This is a genomic window from Prauserella salsuginis (assembly GCF_024648885.1).
Classification (GTDB): Bacteria; Actinomycetota; Actinomycetes; order Mycobacteriales; family Pseudonocardiaceae; genus Prauserella; species Prauserella salsuginis.
The window spans coordinates 103,585-121,774 of record NZ_JANBBF010000012.1 but is presented as its reverse complement, the minus strand read 5'-3'; the positions used below and the strand labels follow the sequence as shown (position 1 = coordinate 121,774).

Here is an 18,190-nt window from a genome sequence, read left to right as displayed (position 1 = left end):
AACTGTCGGAGGGAAGGTCGCGGCCCCGTCCGGCACGCCTGTTCCGCACCGGGCACGGCGTCCAGAATCGACGAAAGGATCACGACTATGACCGCACCATTCCGAGCGGAGGTCGTCGGCTCGCTGCTACGACCGCGCCACCTCGTGCGAGCGCGGGAAGCGTGGCGGGAGAGTGCGCTTGCCGCATCCGATTTCAAACTGATCGAGGACACCGCGGTCGACCGTGTGATAGCACTGCAGGAGGGCAGCGGCTCGATGTCGTCACCGACGGCGAGCTGCGCCGAGAAATCTTCAGCGGGCCGCTCATGGAGAACGTCGACGGCCTCGAGCACGTCCCCGGGGTCACGCGCGTCTGGTACACCGACCAAGGGCCGATCGAGGAGGAGCTGCCGGTCGTCGTGACCGACACGCTGCGCTTCCGACGTTCGGGCGTGACGGAGGAGTTCACGTACGCGCGGGCCCGCGCGCGTCGCCCGGTCAAGATCACCCTACCCAGCCCCTTGATGATGTTCCTGCGGTGGTCGCCGGAACACTCCACGGCGACTTACCGTGACGCGTTCGAGATGGCTGCCGACGCCGCAGACATCGTGCGACAGGAAGTCCACGAACTGGCCGCGCTCGGCTGCACTTACATACAGCTCGACGCACCGGAGATCGCCACGCTTGTACAGCAGGAGACCCGCGACTGGTACGACCGTCAGGGCATCGCCACCGAGAGAATTCTGACCGAAGGCCTGGAGTTGCTCAACTCGGTCACTGATGTCCCCGGTGTGACCTTCGGAGTGCACCTGTGTCGGGGGAACCGCAACGGCCGATGGATGGCGGTCGGTGGCTACGACTACGTCGACGAAGCGCTGTTTCGTCGTTGCAAGGGCTTCGACCGCTTCCTACTCGAGTACGACGACGAACGCTCGGGTACTTTCGAGCCTCTTTCCGCCGCGGCTTCAGACCAGGCGGTGGTGCTGGGGCTGGTCTCCACGAAAACGTCCCGCGTCGAGACGGTCAACGAGATCGTGGGCAGGCTCCATGAGGCCGCCACCCATATCCCGGCCGAGCAGCTCGCGCTGTCCACCCAGTGCGGTTTCGCCTCGATGATCGACGCTCACCTGGACCTCACAGAGGATATCCAGGCCGCCAAGCTGGATTTGGTCACCGAAGCGGTGGCGACCTTCTGGATGGACTGACTCCGGCGGGGACAGTCCGATGTTCGCCCCCGAGGTGCCTCGAGGACCTGTGCCCCAAGGCACCTCGGGGTCATCGGGTCGTCGTGCCAGCTCCACGCGAACGAACGAACTCACTGAGCACTTGTGCAAGACGACGCGGTGACTTATTCGAGAGACCCGGACCTGACGACCAAAGCGTGTCTCCTTGGTGCACTCACTGGAGACGTTCGGGGAACCGGTACCTACACCAGCGCTGCCCGAACCGAACGTTCCAGGACTGCGGCACGGCGGGCAAGGTCGTCGACCTGGCCGAGCACACGCCACAAGTCGACGCGGACCTTCTCGTCTCGGATACCGCCGAGGTTGATCTCCACGTTGAGCCGGGCCGTCGTGGCGGCCGCACGCGCCGCCTCGCTGGCCGCGGCGATGTCGGTGATCACGTTGCGATTGCCTGCCGGCAACAGGTCTTCGGCCAGCGACATGACATTCGCGGCGGTCCGGATAACGCCTGCGGGCGGGCCGGTCGCATTGACCAGAGCTTTCGCGATCGCATCGGTCCGGTGCGCCCTCTCCGGCTCGGTGTCACGAGGCAGACGGTACGCGTCGGTGACCGCGGTGAATACCACGGCATCGTCGGCGGCGAGTCGCAGTGCGGCGCACCGCTCTGACTCGGCCTTCTCCAGGATGTCGCCGACGAAATCAGCGACATCCGCGTACTTCTCGCCAACGCTGTAGCGCGCAACCATGCTGATCAAAGCCGCGGCCTGAGCGGCGTGCAGCGCAGCCGTCGCCCCTCCCCCTGGCGCAGGGCGACGGGCGGCGAGCCCGTCGAGAAAGCTGCCGATCGTCGCGTCGACAAGCGGGTGGTCAGTCATGGAAACACGACCGTCCTGTTGCCGACGACCGCGATACGGTTCTCGGTGTGCCAACGGACCGCTCTGGCCAGGGCCGTGGCCTCTGCTTCGCGACCTCGGGCAGCGAGCCGGTCAGGACTCAGCGAGTGGTCGACGCGCATCAGTTCCTGCTCTATGATCGGCCCCTCGTCGAGATCCGCCGTGACGTAGTGCGCGGTCGCACCGATGAACTTCACCCCGCGGGCGTGTGCCTGGTGGTAGGGCTTCGCACCCTTGAAACTCGGCAGCATCGAGTGATGGATGTTGATGGCCTTGCCGTCGAGCTGCCTGCACAGGTCGTCCGAGAGTATCTGCATGTAGCGCGCCAGCACCACAAGATCCACGCCCGCCTCGCGTACTAGTTCGAGAAGGGCGGACTCCGCCTCGGCCTTGGTTTCCTTGGTCACTGGAATGTGTTTGAAAGGCGCGCCGAAGCTGTCGGCGATCCGGCCGAGGTCGGGATGGTTGGACACTACGGCGACGACGTCGAGGTTGAGCTCACCGATTGAGTTGCGGAACAACAGATCGTTAAGGCAGTGGGCGGCCTTGCTGACCATGATGACAGCACGCTGCCTGCGGGCGGCATCGGCAAGCGTCCAGGTCAGGTCGAACGTCGTCGCCAGCTCTTCGACGCGTCGCTCCACGGAGTCGAAATCGAGCGGTGAGCCGTCGATGTGCGCGAACTCCACCCGCATGAAGAACAGGCCGCTCGTCGCACTGCCAAACTGCTGACTCTGCACGATCGTGCACTTCTCCTGTATGAGCAGTTCGCTGACCGCGTGCACGACGCCCGGCTGATCCGGACAGGACAGAAGCAGAGCGCCGTGCTGCGCGCCGTGAGGCGGGGTCATGACTTCTCCTGGAGTGTGCGGACCTGTGCGGTGCGAGCGACGGGCAAGGCCGGCAGAGCCTGCTCGATGCGCTGTCCTGCGAGCAGCCGAGCCGCGGTAACGGTGTTGCGGAGCAGCCAGACATCCGTAACCGGACCGACCCCGCCGGGGACCGGGGTGAGTGCTCGAGCCCGGGACGCGACCGAGTCGTAGTCGACGTCACCGATCATGCGCACCTTGCCGTCACGCCCGGTGGCGCCGTTGATGCCGACATCGATCACCACGGCGTTCTCGCCGACGTGCTCGGCCTTGATCAGTCCGGCCTTGCCGGCAGCCACGATCAGAACGTCAGCCCAACGGGTATGACGGCCGATGCCGGTAGTGCGGTCTGCCCACTCGTCGACGGACGAAACGGTGGCCTGACGCTCGTATCCCAGGGAGATAGCCGGCTTACCGACGTTGTTGGAACGGCCGACGACAACTATGAGGCAACGATGGTAGAACTCCGCTCGATCCTCCCCGACGGAGTCGAGCCAGGTATCCAGCAGGTGGAAGCAGGATGCCGCGGTGGACGGGACGAAACGCGGCACGCCCAGAGCGAGCAGTCCGGCATTGTCCGGGTGGACGGCCTCGACGTCCTTGCACGGGTCGATCGCGCGGAAGACGACCGACTCGTCCACATGGGAGGGAAGTGGACGGAGGATGAGAATTCCCGAGACCGATGGCTCGGCGTTGAGCTCACCGATGCATGCGAGAAGCTCGTCCTGGCCGACATCTGCGGGTAACTCACGTGGCGAATACGGCACCCCCAGCTCGTCGGCCAGTCTCCGGAGCCGGCGTTCGTACGCCGTCGAACTGTATTCGTCGCCGACCACCACAGTGGCTAGGCCGATACCGAGTCCCTCCGCACGGAGACGCGCCACATCGGCCTCCAAACTCTGCTTGAGGGTGCGGGCGCAGGCACGCCCATCGATGATCTGGGCACTCATCGCTGAAGAACTCCTCGGGGGAACTCCCACGAACCTGCCGGTTGGACGAACTTCGGGACAAGCCCTCGCACGGTTCGTGGAAGCGTTTCGGGTACGCCGGTTGCTCGGTGCAGGGTTCAGGACAGCTTGGCAAGCCAGCGTTGACGCCAGGCCTCTGTACTGTCCAGATCATTGAAGGTGTAGACATGGAAGCCTTGCAGGTTGTTGTCCTGCTGCGCGAACGCAGGGGTGAGCCGCTCGATCAGTTTGTTCGGGTTGTACCCACCGGGCCGGAAGAACCGCCAGAACATGTTCTGCTGCTTGCTGAGGAACTTCGCCGACTGACCGAGGCCGAGCCCTGCCGAGACGCGGATCAGCTTCTGCCTGCTGATGGCCCCGGGGATGCCGACACGGATCGGCAGGTCGACACCGTTGCCGGCGACCTCGCGTGCCCACTCGATGGTGGTGTCACCGTCGAAGCAGAGCTGGGAAATGATCTGCGTGACGTACGGCGCTTTGTCCTTCATGGCCTGTTCGATCAGATCGTCAGCGATCTTCCCATGCCCCTCGGGATAGCCACCGATTCCCACCGTGGAGAACGGATGCCCGATCTCCTTCATGGCTTCCAACAGGGTCAGCGCGTCCGGGTACTCTCCCGACTCGGCGGCATCGCCACCGATCACGAAGACGCTGTCAACACTCGCCTCGCGTAGCCGCGTGACGAGGTCTATCAAGTGCGCACGGTCCCTGACTTGGCGAGCCGCCAGGTGCGGTGCCGCTCGGTAACCTGCTTCACCAAGCTTGACGGCGAGATCGATCGTCGGGGCGAGTCCTTTTGCTTCGGTCGTGGTGACCGTAAGTTCTACGTCTTTTGGAACATGCGCGAGCACCTTCTCCTCGGCACTCTTGAGCGGAAGGATCTCGTACGTCGCGGCGCGCAACGCGGTTGCGACCGCCTGCTTCGCCGTGCGAGGTCGCGGGGCCGAGCTCGAGGCCCGGCTGTTCGTCACAGAGGTCATCATTTGCTCCGGTAGTTGGTGCGCGCGAACTGGACGAACGGCACGGGCGCAACCGTTGCCCGGATCTTCCAGCTCTTGTGTTCCTCGACCTGGGGCTTGGCCGAGTTCGGCTCCTCTCCCCAAACCACCGTCACCTCGGTGCCGGGCGTGGCGTAGTCCTTCGCGACGGTCGCCAGCGAGACCATGGCGCGCTCGTTGGCGATGTAGCCGCAGTCGAGCGAGACACCGATCTGCTCTCCTCCACAGAGGACCATGTCCTCTTGGTGCAGCGCATAACGGATCTTGGGTAGGTCGAGGTACTTGGCGCCCGGACCCTTGGACAGCAGTGAACCCAGCGCCTCGGTGACGTCGTCGTTGTTCCAGACGAGCGTGACCTTGCTACGGGGAGGGTTCTTCGCGAGTTCTTCCAACGCCTCGCGACCGACGAAGTCATGGTCGAACTTGACGTTGCGGTCATAGCCGATGTCGTACGGCGTCAGGTAGTAGTCCTCGATGTCCTCGGAGTCGACGCTGCCACCGACCGCGCCGACCGCCGACGCGCGCAACCACTCGCGGTACTCGTTGAGCAATGGGTCATCGCCAAAGATCGCCGGAATCGGCGCCGGCACCCAGCCCGATTCGAGGTTCGCGGTCGAGTATGCCTTCGCGCCGGCCCGGAGCAGGCCGTGGCCCTCACCAGCCTCCAGCAGTGCGCCGAGCACGGCCTCACCCTCGTCCCATGGACCGAACAGCTCGAAGCCGGGCTGGCCCGCCATACCGTGACGCAACCCACGCACGGTGTGCCCGGCGATCCTGAAGTCCGCCATGTTGAAGAACTTGGTCTCGGGAAGGGCGGCGCCGGTGGCCTGCTCGAGCACCGCTGCGGCGGTCGGGCCCTGTAGCTCGTAGCGGTAGAACTTGGGGGGTCCGAACTTGCGGACTGCGGAGTTCTCATCCCGTTCAGCTGTTACCCGGTAGCTACCGCGATCGAGATGGAACAGTACCCAATCGATCACCATGGGATGGCCCACGAGGTCAAACAGCTCCTCCTCCAGGTGGAACAGGATCGCGTCGCCGATCAGTTGTCCACTGGGATTGACGGCAACGAACTGCTTCGCCTTGTTCACGCCGAAGTTGGCGAACGTGTTCACCGCGAGGTCGCTGAGCAGCTTCAGCGCATCCGGCCCTTCGAGGAACAGGTCGGTCATGTGGTGTGATTGATCGAGCAGTGCGCAGGATTCTGCCCAGGCGCGCTGCTCTGAACGCCAGTTGCTGAACTCTGCAGCGACAGGGAACGTGTGAGCGCGGGCCGCGGTGTTGCGCAGTAGGTCGACCGGGTTTCCGACACGGGCGATCGCTGCCGCAAGACTTTCGGACGTCATGATCGTGTACGAACCTTTCTCGGGTGGCCGTCATGTCGGATGCACCGCCCGCGAAGCCGCCGCCGACAGCATCGCCGGGTCGCGCTCCGGACCTACCACGACGCTAGGAAACAGGCCCCTCACCAGGGATCGCGCGGATGACCGGAACCGTCCTCGCCTGGCGTCGCGGACGGTCCGCGACAAGTGACGTAGACTGGTGTCCAGCTTCGGCATCGAGGTCACCGTCATTGCTGACCAGGCGACGAGCTTCTCGACGATCCGGCCCGCGATGCCGAGCGCGGAGGCAGCCGTGCCCAGCGATGGACCTCCTGTACCTGGAAGTACACGGCGGTTGGCCCATCGATGGACCCACTTGGAGGCGGCCGGCCCACTCGGCCACGGGGACGTGCTCGCCGTGAGGACCGGCCGACGACATCGTCCGTGGCATGGGGCCGAGAACGTGCGCCGACCGCGGCTGACCCCCACCGGCTCGGTGGCGACCACTTCGAAACCGAAACCGGGTAACTCCGGCAAGACACGTCGAATGACGGGGCAGCAGGCGCACCGTGTGACGCGGGATGGGGCAGCGGCCCGATCAGATGTGGGTACTCCAACACGGAGCCCGGCGAGCCGCGCAGGCGCATCAGCGGGGATGCTGCCTCGGCATTCGTACCGGATGTGCCCGGAATGCAGGCCGCGGCCATCCACTTCCGCCGCAAGGTGGGGACGGGCGTTGAGCCGTTCGCTCCCGGCGAGCCGACCCCAAGGGATCGCCGTCAGCGGGCCGATACCGCATCGCCGCTGTGCGCTCTGCGTGCCAGACCAATGCAGTCCGTGACAACAACCGGGAGCGCCGGTCAGCCGTTTGCCTGCGAGGCGGACCGCCCAGCGTCGATCCGATCGACAACACGCGCCGCGTCAGCAGACGCCGCTACATCGTGGACGCGGACACCCGCGCCCCTGCCTGGGCCGCGAGCACCCGCAGGCGAGCAGGTCCGTCGGCCCTGGCGCCCGCGAGCACACCGGCCAAGAAACTCTTGTGCGAGGACCCGACCACGACCGGGAATCCGAGGCTCAGCAACTCGTCGAGGTGCGCCAACAAGGTCCAGTTATGGTCGGGACTCTCCGCGAAGCCCAGTCCGGCTCCAGAACGATTCGGTCCGGAGCAACCCCCTGCGACAGCGGCGTCCTCCCGAATCCGCAGCTCCTCGGCCACCTCACTGACGACATCCTGGTACACGGCTGTGGCGTACATGTCACGGCTCGTTCCCCAGGAGTGGTGGGCACCCATGGAACCCCGGCCTGGGCCACGACGTGGGCCAGTCCGGATCGGCCAGGCCAGCACTCACGTCGTCGACCAGCAGAGCTCCGGAGGCCACAGTGGCCTCCGCCACTACGGCCCTGGTGGTGTCGATGCTCACCGCGATCCCGGTCGCAACCATCCGTTCGACGACGGGAACGACCCGCCGCACCTCCTCAGAGGCCGGCACGCGGGAGGCGCCCGGCCGAGTCGATTCACCGCCGACGTCGATGTAGTCGGCGCCCGAATCCCACATCAGTTCGCCGTGGGCGACGGCCGCGGCCGTTCGGTCGTACAGCCCGCCGTCGGAAAACGAGTCCTGCGGCCACGGCAGGACGAATCCGGTCAGTCGGTCTGGGCAACCCGGTTGTCGAACAGCGCCAGGCCCGCGGCGGTGTTCGAAGCGGGCACGTGATACGCGGTGTGGACATTCGCTACCTGCTCGCTGAGCGCGCCACGCATCACCAGCCACATGATCAGCTCGATTCCCTCGGAACCAGCTTGGCGAATCAGCTCCTCGCGACTCAACGAAGCCAGTTTCTCAGGGTCTTTCTCGATGGATTCCAGGAACATGAGGTCGAAATCTACATTGATGAAGCCGGCTCGTGACCCCGCAAGCTGATGAGACATCCCGCCCGTGCCGAGGATTCCGACCGTCCGCGCACCCTGGTAGCTCGCGATCGCGCGCCCCAGTGCCTTGCCGAGCTCGTAACAGCGCGCGGCGGTGGGCTGCGGGTAACGGATCACGTTGACCATGATCGGGATGACCGGGCACGGCCAGGCATCGCCGGGGTCCGGCGTCCACACCGACAGCGGCACGGTGAACCCGTGATCGACGTCGAGCTCCTGGAATATGGTGAGGTCGAAACCCTCGTCGACAAGATTGTGCAGCAAGTGGAAGGACAGGTCGGGATCGCCGACCACGTCTGGCACGGCACGGCGGCCAAACCCCTCATCCGCGACGCGGTAGCGCTCCGCGGCGCCGATCGCGAACGTCGGCACGATATCCGGATCAACGCCGTTGGCGTGATCGTTGTAGACGAGGATCGCCACGTCCGGAATGTTCTGGGCAAGCCAATCCCGGGCGGGCTGGTAGCCCTCGAACAACGGGGCCCACACGGGCTGATCGGTCATCCCGCGGTCCATCGCGGCGCCGATCGACGGGACGTGCGATGTTGCCAGCCCCCAAATCACGTCAGACATCGGTGCGTCCTCCCGCCAACATTGCGGCCTTGAAATCGTCCTCGGACATGCCTGTGAATACGCCACCGAGGTATTGCATGGAAAGCCCGTCCAGCATGGCGAGCTTGTAGACGTAGAAGATGCTGCCACCCAGATCGAGCATCGCCTGCCAGTCGCGCTGCAGCACGGCGGTCGTCTGCTCCTCGGAGAGACCGAAACGCGCGCAGTACGCCGACTCGTCGGCGAGAAACTCGGTGCGGAGGCCTTCGTCGATCAGCGACATGAACAGTTTGTTCATACTGTGACCCCGACGACTGGTCGGCCCATCGAAGACATAGGTTCCCGGCAGCTCCACCCTGCTCTGGCTCGTCATGTCTGCTCCCTGCCCATAGCTGCGGCTACCTCGCTGACGGTAGGACCTGCAGGAGCCCGAGGCCATCGCCCACCTGTCTCGTCTGCCACTGTGCGGGGTGTCCGTCGCGGAGCGGGACATTCGACGCAGGCACCATCATGTACGACACATGGCGTAGTCGCACCTGGCTTTCTCGCCGTCCCGTTTCCGCCATTTCACGGTGCCGATGGGACTCGCAGGGTACCTACCGTTGGCAACCATGGCCGTCGACCTCACGTCCGGCCATGCATCAGCGCAGAACACGCAGACCGAGAGCGGGTGGCAGATGAGCGCCAAGAATCTTCAGGAAGTTCTGGACCGAGCCGGGAACACCGTCGAGTTACTTCGCAACTCCAGGCTCGGTGCGTACATTTACCCGGTAGTACCCGCGGAATTCACAAACTTCCGCCGGGAGGTGACGGCCTGGCAGAACACCGCGGTGCTGTTCGACCAGTCACACCATATGGTCAACCTGTGGGTGTCAGGGCCGGACGCCCTCAAACTTTTCACCGACACCGGTATCAACTCCACCGCGAACTTCCCGGTCGACTCGGCCAAGCAGTTCGTTCCCGCGTCCCCCGAAGGGGGTGTGATCGGCGACGGCATTCTCTTCCGACTCGACAAAGAGGAGTTCGTCTTCGTCGGCCGCGCCCCGGTGGCCAATTGGCTCCAGTTCACGGGCAGCCAGGGCTACAACATCGACGTCCGCTATGACGACCGTTCACCGTCGCGTCCCTACGGCAAACAGGTCACTCGTGACGTGTGGCGCTTTCAGATACAGGGTCCCCGTGCCTGGCAGGTAATCGAGAAGGTCCACGGCGGCCCCGTCGAGCAGGTCCGCTTCTTCAAGATGGGCTACATGGACATTGCGGGCGAGCAGGTCCGCACGCTCCGCCACGGCATGGCGGGGGCGCCGGGTCTGGAGATCTGGGGGCCATACGAGAGTTACGACAAGGTCCGCGAGGCCATCCTCGAGGCCGGACGGGAGTTCGGCCTCGAGCCCTGCGGTGCGCGTGCCTACTCGTCCAACACGCTTGAGTCGGGCTGGATTCCGTCGCCGCTTCCCGCCATCTACACCAGCGAGGAACTGCGCCCCTACCGCGAGTGGCTGGGCCCCGACAGCTACGAGGCGATGAATGCTCTGGCCGGCAGCTTCGTCTCGGACAAGATCGAGGACTACTATCTCAATCCGTGGGAGCTCGGCTACGGCGGGTTCGTGAAATTCGACCATGACTTCATCGGTCGCAGCGCCCTCGAGGCCATCGACCCGGCTACCCAGCGCCGCAAGGTGACGCTTGCGTGGAATACCGAGGACGTTGCCAAGCTGCTGGCATCACCGGTGATGGACGGGCCCGGATACCAGTTCTTCGACCTGCCCAACGCCAACTACGGATCCTCGAACTTCGACGCCATCAACGATGCCGACGGCAACACCGTCGGCCTGTCACTGTTCACCGGCTACAGCGCCAACGAGCGCAAGGCCCTGTCTCTTGCCACAGTCAACCCCGACGTCCCACTGGGCGCAGAGGTACAGGTCGTCTGGGGCGAGCCGAACGGAGGATCAGGAAAGACCACCGTGCAACCGCACGAGCAGCTCGCGGTCCGCGCGGTGGTGAGCCCTGCGCCGTACACCACGATGGCACGGGAATCCTACCAACCCGGGTGGCGGACATCCGCGACGAGCTGACGGCGTAGTGGCGTATCTGTGCCCTGTGTGACCGAGGACTCCGAGACATCGAACCGACAGACTGTTCCTACGAGCCCGACTTCAAGGCTGTACGGCCTTAGACCTTGACGTCGGCCGGTTATAAATCGAAGCCGGATCTTGTTGCCGAAGGGGCCGTCCTTCGCCCGCTCCCGGGTCCACGTGGATCCAATGGTGGTCGCCGGCGGCGTCAGCGAACTTGTCGACGGTCTCCCGGGTGATATCCTCCAGGCCGCTCTGACCGAGCTCCTTGCCGAGGGGAAGTGCTCGGACGCCTTTGGCGCGGTGCGCGGTCCTGGGCATGTCAGTCTCCTCCGAAGTCGAGCGGAGCGGGCAGGTAGTCAGTCAACTCGTCGTTGAGCGGGCCTCCGCGTGGAGCTGCTCCGCGACCGCCGTGGGGTGGGATCCTGTCGCCACAGGGGGCGAGTACAGGCTGTGGCGATCGGACGTTTTCCGGGACCGGCTCGTCCCGGTCGATCGCTTCGACGAGCTGACCCGAGCCGGGAATGGTGGCAACCACCCGCGACAACGCGGTGAGCACGATCGACCACAGAAGGACATCGATCTCGTTGCGAACAGTCCTTCACCACGGTCGGCGGCCCGGCAGCGCTGAACGTCCGGCTATACTTGCTCGACGCTGGCAAAGACCTCACATCGAAGGATCTGACCGATGGTTCCGCTGGCAACGTCCGTCGTGCGCCGCCGACGTCATTCGTCGTAGTTACGGCAGTCAGATCTGCGGCGGAACCAGCCCCTGATAGACGGCGACCAGGGCGGCCTGGGTACGCGAAGTCAACTGAAGTTTGCGCAGCACGTTGCTTACGTGCGTACGAGCCGTCCGTTCGCTGATGACGAGCTCGTCGGCGATCTCCCGGTTCGAGTAGCCGTTAGCGACGAGAATCAGCACGTCTCGCTCCCGACCGGTCAGGGCGCTAATCCCCGTCGGCGGAGCGACGATCTCCTGGGTCAGTTGGCGTGCTACTGCGGGGTCCAGGAACACGTCTCCTCGCGCGGCCGCGCGGATAGCTGCGACCACTTCGGAGGGCTCAGCGTCTTTGAGGAGATAGCCGGAGGCGCCGTTGGCGAGCGCAGCATGAACGCGCTCGGTTTCGCCGAAGCTCGTCAGTACTACGACCCGCACTCCAGGAAAACGCTGTGTGATGCGTGCGGTCGCAGCTGTACCGTCCACCTTCGGCATCAGCAGGTCGAGGAGCACGACGTCCGGTAGATCCCCGTGCGCCGCCATCGCCTCGATTCGATCGAGGGCCGCCTTCCCGTCACTGGCCTCGTCGGCAACCTCCAAGTCGTCCAGGACTTCGAGATAGGCCCGGATACCACGTCGAACAACGGCGTGGTCATCGACGATCAAGACGCGCACCTGATCCTTGCCATCAGGCCGCGATACGGCGTTCGACTCACTGGGAGCGTTCATGATGTGCAGTCCTCCGAATCCGTGTGTTCGTCCGACATGACCCCGTTCTGTGCCGCATTTCCCAACACCGGCAACAGCAGCGGCACCAGTACACGTACCGATGTGCCTCCGGACGACCGAGCGCGAATGTGAACCGTCCCGCCCCAGCGTTCGGCACGCTCACGCATGCCCGTCAGCCCGTACCCGCTGTCGGGATCTCCGTCATCGCGCACTCCACGGCCGTCGTCGGAAATCGTGGCCCTGAGGGAATCGTCATCCACGCCCAGGCGGATCGTCACGTGCTCGGCCTGAGCATGCTTGACGACGTTGTGGAGCGCCTCGGCAAGGATGCGGTAAACATCCTCAGCCATCTCCGGCGAGGTCCGATCGAGTCCCTGACCGACGCTGAGGCTGACCTCCAGCGGAGTTCGGTTGATCGTGCTCGTGACCAAGGCCCGGACCGCCTCCCCCAATCCCAGTTCGACTGACGAAGACGGCCGTAGTTCGTGCACCATCGCTCGAAGGTCGGCGAGAACGGTCCTCGACAACCGGCCGACCTCCTCGGAAAATCGCCTAACGCTCTCAGCCGACACGTCCGTGCCCCGCGCGCCGACCACCCCCATGGACTTCGCCTGCATCCCGATCGAGAAGACCTGCTGAACGACGGAGTCGTGCAGGTCACGGGCCAGCCGTTGACGTTCCTCCCTGCGGGCGAGCTCGCGCTCGTTCTGCAGGAGCGACGCGTAGTCGACCGCGATCGCAGCTTGCTCGGCCATCGCGAGCAGGAACTCGAGGGTCCGTTGGCCCACGACCTGCCCTGGAACGAAGAAAGCGTTGAGAACGCCCGCCGACCGGCCTCGGGTAATCAGCGGGACGCTGGCGAACCAGTCCCATTCGAGTTCACCGAGATACTCGTGCAGGGGCTCCCAGGACGGATCCCGTTGAATTGCATCCCACCGGTCCGCGACGACGATCGGTTCACGAAGCTGGAGCGACTCGAGCATCTTCAGCGAAGCGCCGCGTTCCCGACACTGCATCAACCGCTCGAAGAAGTCAGGCCAACGTCGAAACCCCGCCGATCCCATGATCCGCAGTCCGGTGTTCGACTCGTCCAGAGTGAGGATCTGGACACCGGCAAGCGCGTCAGCCTGGAGCACCTCCCTGGCCAGCGTGTCGAGCGTCGCTGTGATCGACCCCTCGGACGCCAGCTTGGTGGCCGAGCGGGCGATAGCGGCGACTCGGCGCTGGCGATGCCGCTCCCTTCCGACGTCTCGAAACGCGACGACCGTATGTCCCGTGTCGGCGGACAGGAGCCGAGTCCGGTACGCGAACTCACGGCGCACGCCAGCGGTCGGGGCCCAGGTGCAGAGTTGTTCCGTGGCTCCGTCGTCGAGAAGCCTGAGAGGCTCCGCCGACCGGTGCTGAGTCAGCTCGAACGGCGCTCGCGTCCCAATCAAGCCCTCAGCAGGACAGGCGCACAGCTCCACCCCAGCCGCATTGAGCTGCACGAAGAGACCGTCCGGATCAACAACCGCGAGCCCCTCCGGAGCGCAAATGGCGAGATCGGCCCACCCAAAGGGTAACTCGGAACCGGACATGTGACCTCCTCCCGACGTCGTCGTCAGGTACTCCCGCCAGCATGCCCATCGGGCGGCTTATTGCTACCTGCCAGCACGGATCTACGTCATCCGTCGCACCTTCAGGTGGCTGAACAGCCGACTGCGATCGGTCATTGCTCGGTGGGCACGTGCGAGCTGCTGTGCCTAGCGTATGTCACTGGAGTGAACGCGCCGATTTCCCGGCGCGCATCAACCGACTCAACAGGGAGAGCCGCATGGACGTCAGTCGGCTGACCGCGATCGACGTGCACACCCATGTCCTCGCGTCTGTGACCGAGCATCAGCGGTCGGATTCCGGTACCGATGCCCTGGCAGGCACGTTCGGGACCATCCGTGAGTTCACTGTGCCGGAACTGGCGCAGTATTACCGCGAGCGCTCCATGGCGGCGATCGTGTTTACAGTCGACTCGGCCAGCCGGACAGGCCACGATCCGAGGGTCTCCAACGAGGAGATCGCCGAACAGGCTGCGGAGTATCCGGATACGCTCATACCGTTCGCCAGCGTCGATCCTGCACACGGCGCCGCGGCCGTGCGGGCCGCCCGCCGGCTTATCGACGAACATCTTGTCCGCGGATTCAAGTTCCACCCCAGCGACCAGGGGTTCTTTCCGAACGACCCGATGGCCTACCCGCTCTACGAGGTGATCAGCGAAGCAGGCCTGCCCGCCCTCTTCCACAGCGGTCAGACCGGTGTCGGCGCGGGACAACGAGGAGGCGGAGGAATCCGGTTGAAGTACTCGAATCCCATGTACCTCGACGACGTCGCTGTCGACTTTCCCGACATGCCGATCATCATCGCGCACCCATCGGTGCCATGGCAGGACGAGGCGCTCGCTATAGCAGGCCACAAGCCGCAGGTGTACATCGACCTGTCCGGCTGGTCCCCCAAGTACTTCCCGCCCCAGCTCGTGGCCCAGACGAACTCGCTACTGAAGAGGAAGATGCTCTTCGGATCCGACTTCCCCGCGTTGTCACCGGATCGCTGGTTGAGCGACTTCGCAAAGCTCGAAATCAAGGACGAAGTCCGTCCACTCGTCCTCAAAGACAACGCGGTACGGCTTTTCGGACTGGACAACCCCGAGAAGCCCTGAGGGGGTTTGATCATGAACGCCCCGTTCGGCCCGGTATGGGAGGAGCGCCGCCGCACGTCTTCCAAACGCCGCTGCGACCTCCGAGCCCGGCAAGGGACTACACCTACGCCAAGTTCGACGACGGCTCCCAGCCCGGCGACGACACCCGAAGCCGCCGGCGTCGACCCCGTGACACCGTCGCCTGCTGCTTCTCCGACGGAGTTCCCTGTCTGGAGGCTGTTGTCGCAGCGTTCGAGATCGGCGCGATCACGGTCCACTCATATACCGCTGCACCGACGAGGCCCTCTCCTTCCAACACATCGACGCCGATGAAACCGCTGTGGTGTTCAACGGAGAGGTTCTGGCAACGTAACCCACGCCGCAACTGACGTCAGGAAGCGCAAACTCCTGGTCCGGGTCGATGACTCCCCGCATGACACCGGTGCTGAAGCCTGGGAACCTCGAACCGCTACTCACCATGGTTCGAGCCACGACACCCCTCGTCCTGGATCCAGCCGGCTGTTCACGTATACCGGCGACACGACGTGCAGGGCGATCACCGCACGTCCAAGCCGGCTCGGCCCGGAACGCGTGTGGAAGACCGTCGCAGCACGGCGGGCAGACACAATCATCGCCGGGGGAGCGCTGCGTGTCAGCCTCTAGTCGACGAGCTCGCCCCAGCAGAGGAGGCCGGGGCAGCTCTCACAGCCCGTGGTCGCCGCAGTCCGTGCTCAGCTCCGGTACCCCGTCACCTTCTTCGTAGTTCCTGATCAAGGGAGCTGTGGTCGCCAGATCCGACATAGCTGGTTACCCAGTCATAGGAATGGTCCGAGGTGGTGTCACCGGGCGCTGAATAGGGACACCGCCACCTTGGCGATAGGTCTTGACCTGATCCCCGGGTGGTGGTCAGGTTGTTGTGAGAGTCCGATGCCCGATGGTGGGCGCAGGAGGACTTGACGACGATGAGTGAGCGACGCCGGCGGCACACGCCGGAGCAGATCATCCGCAAGCTGCGCGAAGGCGACCGCCAGCTCGGCGCGGGAGCCGAGCTGGCGGCGGTATGCAAGCACCTGGAGATCACCGAGGCAACCTGGTACCGGTGGCGCAACCAGTACGGCGGGCTGAAGGCCGATGATGCCAAACGGCTCAAGGAACTCGAGCGGGAGAACGCGCGGCTGAAGAAGATGGTCGCCGACCAGGCCCTGGACATCGACATGCTCAAGGATCTGCACCGGGGAAACTGGTGAGCCCGGAACGTCGTCGCCGCGCCGTGGGGGTGCTGCAGCAGCGTTTCGGGGTGTCCCAGCGGCGGGCGTGCCGTGTGGTCGGGCAGCACCGCTCGACCCAGCTCACCCCCGCAACACCGCCGGATGGCGTCGAGCAGACAGTGCGGGCACGGCTGCGGCAGATCGCCGCCACCAAGCCCCGGTGGGGCTGGCGCAAAGCCTACTGGCTGCTGCGCAACGAGGGCCTTGCGGTAAACCACAAGCGGATACCGAGCGTACTGGGTCGACGAAGGCCTGAAACGACCACCCAGGGCGCGTAAACGCCGCCGGGTCGGGCCCCGTGCTGGCGATCGGCTGGCCACCGCCCGGCCGGATCACGTGTGGGCGATCGACTACCAGGTCGACGTCACCGCCGACGGCCGGCAGATCCGGTTCTGCAACATCGTTGACGAGTTCACCCGCGAAGCCCTCGCCACCACGGCCGCCCGCTCGTTCACGGCTCATGACACGATAACCCTGCTCGATAAGGTCATCGCCGAGACCGGGCGCACGCCGCAGCATCTGCGGATGGACAACGGGCCAGAACTGACCTCCGCCGCTCTGGCCGACTGGTGCCGCTTCGGCGGCGTGTCGACCGAGTTCATCGAGCCCGGAGCGCCGTGGCAGAACGGCTACAACGAGTCGTTCAACGGCCGATTCCGCGACGAATTCCTGGCCACCGAGCAGTTCAACACGCTACTCGAAGCCCAGGTCCTGGCCGAGGACTGACGCATCGAGTACAACACCTACAGACCCCACGGCTCGCTCGGCGGCCAACCCCCGGCCACCTTCCGCGAGCAGTGGATCACCAACCAACCCGCACTCTCATAACCACTGGACCACCAAACGGGGCCCAGTCAGTCTCATCGGAGGCGTGGGTCCCGGCCGTCGATGCCCAGGCGGGCGACTACCCGTCACGGACGAAAGACACTGCACATGACCAGCAGTTATGGCGCGTTCCTCGGGTTGGAGGTCGACAAGGGCGATCACCGAGCGGCGGGCCTGGGCCTCACCGGGCAGCGGCTGAATGACGGGCCGCTGTCCAACAGCGAGCCCAAGCCCGCGGGAGGCTTTCAACCAGTTTGCCCAGCGTGGGCCTCTGTTGGTGGTTGTCGATCAGCCGGCCACGATCATCGGTACCCTACCGGTCGTGGTGGCGCGGACATGCGGGCACGAGGTGGCTTACTTGCCCGGCCTGGCGATGCGCCGCATCGCCGACCTCTACCGGGCACGGCCAAGACCGACGCCCGCGACGCGTTCATCATCGCCGGCGCCGCCCGCAGCCAACCCCCACACGTTGCGCCGGGTCGACACCGGCGACAACGCCCTCGTCGAGCTAGAGGCACTGGTCGGGTTCGACGATGACCTGGCCAGTGAAGCCAACCGACTCAGCAACCGCATCCGCGGCATGCTAACTGACATCCACCCCGCCCTGGCACGCGTCCTCACACCGCGCATCGCCCACGCGGCCGTGCTGGGGATCCTCTCCCCTGGCGCGGTCCGGCCGGGATTCACACCCACAACCCACAATTCCGGACCCCCGATCAAGGGCGAGCATCCCGCCTGGACTGGCAATCGCAAAAACCCGAACTCGCGTTCCCTGTACCGACGGCGAAGGTCGCCACCGAAGACGGGCGGTTCGCCGAATTTTGCCTGCAAGGAAACCTGCATAATAGTCTACTGTGGACCGTGGAAACTCAGATGCTACAAGGACAGCACCAAGGCCGATACCACCGTCTGAACGACCGGCGGGGTGAGGTACATCGTTCCGGGCGACCTCGCTGTCCCTGACGACCTCGCTCAAGCGCAGGCGAACGACACGAGCCGAGTCTTGAGCACCGGGATCAAGGGCTCAACCAATCATTCACCAAAGGCCGCAGCGACAAACCGCCAACCACGACCAAGCTGATGACACAGCAACCACTGATCACAACGTACGACCCGCCCTTTTCAAACCGGGCCGCACGACATCTACCGGCACGCAGACCTTTCGGCCCTGTGCACCCCCCACCCCTCGCACGCAAGCGCGACACC

At 65.0% G+C, this 18,190-nt stretch carries 15 protein-coding genes and 1 pseudogene; 5 read left to right on the top strand and 11 right to left on the bottom strand.

Annotated features, from left to right (window positions below):
- Nucleotides 1–161: 161 nt before the first annotated feature.
- Nucleotides 162–1,184, top strand: coding sequence for a cobalamin-independent methionine synthase II family protein (locus LY40_RS18380; RefSeq protein WP_258937578.1), 1,023 nt, complete (start codon nucleotides 162–164; stop codon nucleotides 1,182–1,184).
- Nucleotides 1,185–1,405: 221 nt separating this feature from the next.
- Here LY40_RS18380 and LY40_RS18375 read toward each other — a convergent pair whose 3' ends face one another.
- From LY40_RS18375 to LY40_RS18340, 9 genes are all read right to left on the bottom strand, one after another.
- Nucleotides 1,406–2,038 carry a cyclodeaminase/cyclohydrolase family protein gene (locus LY40_RS18375; RefSeq protein ID WP_258937577.1) on the bottom strand — a complete coding sequence of 211 codons (633 nt, stop codon included), beginning with the start codon at nucleotides 2,036–2,038 and terminating at the stop codon, nucleotides 1,406–1,408.
- Nucleotides 2,035–2,907 carry a formyltetrahydrofolate deformylase gene (purU, locus tag LY40_RS18370; RefSeq protein ID WP_258937576.1) on the bottom strand — a complete coding sequence of 291 codons (873 nt, stop codon included), beginning with the start codon at nucleotides 2,905–2,907 and terminating at the stop codon, nucleotides 2,035–2,037. The genes LY40_RS18375 and purU overlap by 4 nt, the downstream gene beginning before the upstream one ends.
- On the bottom strand, nucleotides 2,904–3,875 hold the full coding sequence (locus tag LY40_RS18365) for a bifunctional 5,10-methylenetetrahydrofolate dehydrogenase/5,10-methenyltetrahydrofolate cyclohydrolase (protein WP_258937575.1): 972 nt from the start codon (nucleotides 3,873–3,875) through the stop codon (nucleotides 2,904–2,906). Before LY40_RS18365 ends, purU begins: the two co-directional genes overlap by 4 nt.
- Before the next feature lie 116 nt (nucleotides 3,876–3,991).
- Nucleotides 3,992–4,864, bottom strand: coding sequence for a methylenetetrahydrofolate reductase (locus tag LY40_RS18360; protein WP_258937574.1), 873 nt, complete (start codon nucleotides 4,862–4,864; stop codon nucleotides 3,992–3,994).
- Between the two features lie 8 nt (nucleotides 4,865–4,872).
- Entirely contained in the window at nucleotides 4,873–6,234 is a 1,362-nt protein-coding gene (locus LY40_RS18355) for an aminomethyl transferase family protein (protein WP_258937573.1), read from the bottom strand.
- A 910-nt stretch (nucleotides 6,235–7,144) separates the two neighbouring features.
- Nucleotides 7,145–7,468 carry a dihydropteroate synthase gene (locus tag LY40_RS26200; RefSeq protein WP_307876964.1) on the bottom strand — a complete coding sequence of 108 codons (324 nt, stop codon included), beginning with the start codon at nucleotides 7,466–7,468 and terminating at the stop codon, nucleotides 7,145–7,147.
- Nucleotide 7,469: 1 nt separating this feature from the next.
- Nucleotides 7,470–7,847 (bottom strand): dihydropteroate synthase, encoded by a 378-nt coding sequence (locus LY40_RS26195; protein WP_307876996.1) that lies wholly within the window; start codon nucleotides 7,845–7,847, stop codon nucleotides 7,470–7,472.
- Between the two features lie 11 nt (nucleotides 7,848–7,858).
- The gene (locus LY40_RS18345) at nucleotides 7,859–8,716 is read right to left on the bottom strand and encodes a class III extradiol dioxygenase subunit beta (RefSeq protein WP_258937572.1); all 858 of its coding nucleotides are present in this window, start codon (nucleotides 8,714–8,716) and stop codon (nucleotides 7,859–7,861) included.
- Nucleotides 8,709–9,068, bottom strand: a complete 360-nt coding sequence (locus LY40_RS18340; protein ID WP_258937571.1) for a protocatechuate 3,4-dioxygenase — start codon at nucleotides 9,066–9,068, stop codon at nucleotides 8,709–8,711. The genes LY40_RS18345 and LY40_RS18340 overlap by 8 nt, the downstream gene beginning before the upstream one ends.
- Nucleotides 9,069–9,372: 304 nt before the next feature.
- Between LY40_RS18340 and ligM the strand changes: the two genes are divergently transcribed.
- Complete coding sequence (gene ligM / locus LY40_RS18335; protein WP_307876995.1) at nucleotides 9,373–10,773, top strand: vanillate/3-O-methylgallate O-demethylase; 1,401 nt, start codon at nucleotides 9,373–9,375, stop codon at nucleotides 10,771–10,773.
- A 748-nt stretch (nucleotides 10,774–11,521) separates the two neighbouring features.
- Here the strand turns inward: ligM and LY40_RS18325 are convergent.
- Nucleotides 11,522–12,223 carry a response regulator gene (locus tag LY40_RS18325; protein WP_258937569.1) on the bottom strand — a complete coding sequence of 234 codons (702 nt, stop codon included), beginning with the start codon at nucleotides 12,221–12,223 and terminating at the stop codon, nucleotides 11,522–11,524.
- Nucleotides 12,220–13,800, bottom strand: coding sequence for a sensor histidine kinase (locus LY40_RS18320; protein WP_258937568.1), 1,581 nt, complete (start codon nucleotides 13,798–13,800; stop codon nucleotides 12,220–12,222). The genes LY40_RS18325 and LY40_RS18320 overlap by 4 nt, the downstream gene beginning before the upstream one ends.
- 236 nt (nucleotides 13,801–14,036) lie before the next feature.
- Between LY40_RS18320 and LY40_RS18315 the strand changes: the two genes are divergently transcribed.
- From LY40_RS18315 to LY40_RS18305, 3 genes and pseudogenes are all read left to right on the top strand, one after another.
- Nucleotides 14,037–14,912, top strand: a complete 876-nt coding sequence (locus LY40_RS18315; RefSeq protein WP_258937841.1) for an amidohydrolase family protein — start codon at nucleotides 14,037–14,039, stop codon at nucleotides 14,910–14,912.
- Nucleotides 14,913–15,853: 941 nt separating this feature from the next.
- Nucleotides 15,854–16,987, top strand: a pseudogene (locus LY40_RS18310) (IS3 family transposase).
- 196 nt (nucleotides 16,988–17,183) lie between these two features.
- The gene (locus tag LY40_RS18305) at nucleotides 17,184–17,897 is read left to right on the top strand and encodes an IS110 family transposase (RefSeq protein WP_258937567.1); all 714 of its coding nucleotides are present in this window, start codon (nucleotides 17,184–17,186) and stop codon (nucleotides 17,895–17,897) included.
- Nucleotides 17,898–18,190: the final 293 nt, after the last annotated feature.

Bases quoted from the DNA above. Each gene is read 5' to 3' on its own strand.
- LY40_RS18375 (WP_258937577.1), bottom strand. From the start codon at position 2,038: ATGACTGACCACCCGCTTGTCGACGCGACGATCGGCAGCTTTCTCGAC.
- purU (WP_258937576.1), bottom strand. From the start codon at position 2,907: ATGACCCCGCCTCACGGCGCGCAGCACGGCGCTCTGCTTCTGTCCTGT.
- LY40_RS18365 (WP_258937575.1), bottom strand. From the start codon at position 3,875: ATGAGTGCCCAGATCATCGATGGGCGTGCCTGCGCCCGCACCCTCAAG.
- LY40_RS18355 (WP_258937573.1), bottom strand. From the start codon at position 6,234: ATGACGTCCGAAAGTCTTGCGGCAGCGATCGCCCGTGTCGGAAACCCG.
- LY40_RS26200 (WP_307876964.1), bottom strand. From the start codon at position 7,468: ATGTACGCCACAGCCGTGTACCAGGATGTCGTCAGTGAGGTGGCCGAG.
- LY40_RS18345 (WP_258937572.1), bottom strand. From the start codon at position 8,716: ATGTCTGACGTGATTTGGGGGCTGGCAACATCGCACGTCCCGTCGATC.
- LY40_RS18340 (WP_258937571.1), bottom strand. From the start codon at position 9,068: ATGACGAGCCAGAGCAGGGTGGAGCTGCCGGGAACCTATGTCTTCGAT.
- ligM (WP_307876995.1), top strand. From the start codon at position 9,373: ATGAGCGCCAAGAATCTTCAGGAAGTTCTGGACCGAGCCGGGAACACC.
- LY40_RS18325 (WP_258937569.1), bottom strand. From the start codon at position 12,223: ATGAACGCTCCCAGTGAGTCGAACGCCGTATCGCGGCCTGATGGCAAG.
- LY40_RS18320 (WP_258937568.1), bottom strand. From the start codon at position 13,800: ATGTCCGGTTCCGAGTTACCCTTTGGGTGGGCCGATCTCGCCATTTGC.
- LY40_RS18315 (WP_258937841.1), top strand. From the start codon at position 14,037: ATGGACGTCAGTCGGCTGACCGCGATCGACGTGCACACCCATGTCCTC.
- LY40_RS18305 (WP_258937567.1), top strand. From the start codon at position 17,184: ATGACGGGCCGCTGTCCAACAGCGAGCCCAAGCCCGCGGGAGGCTTTC.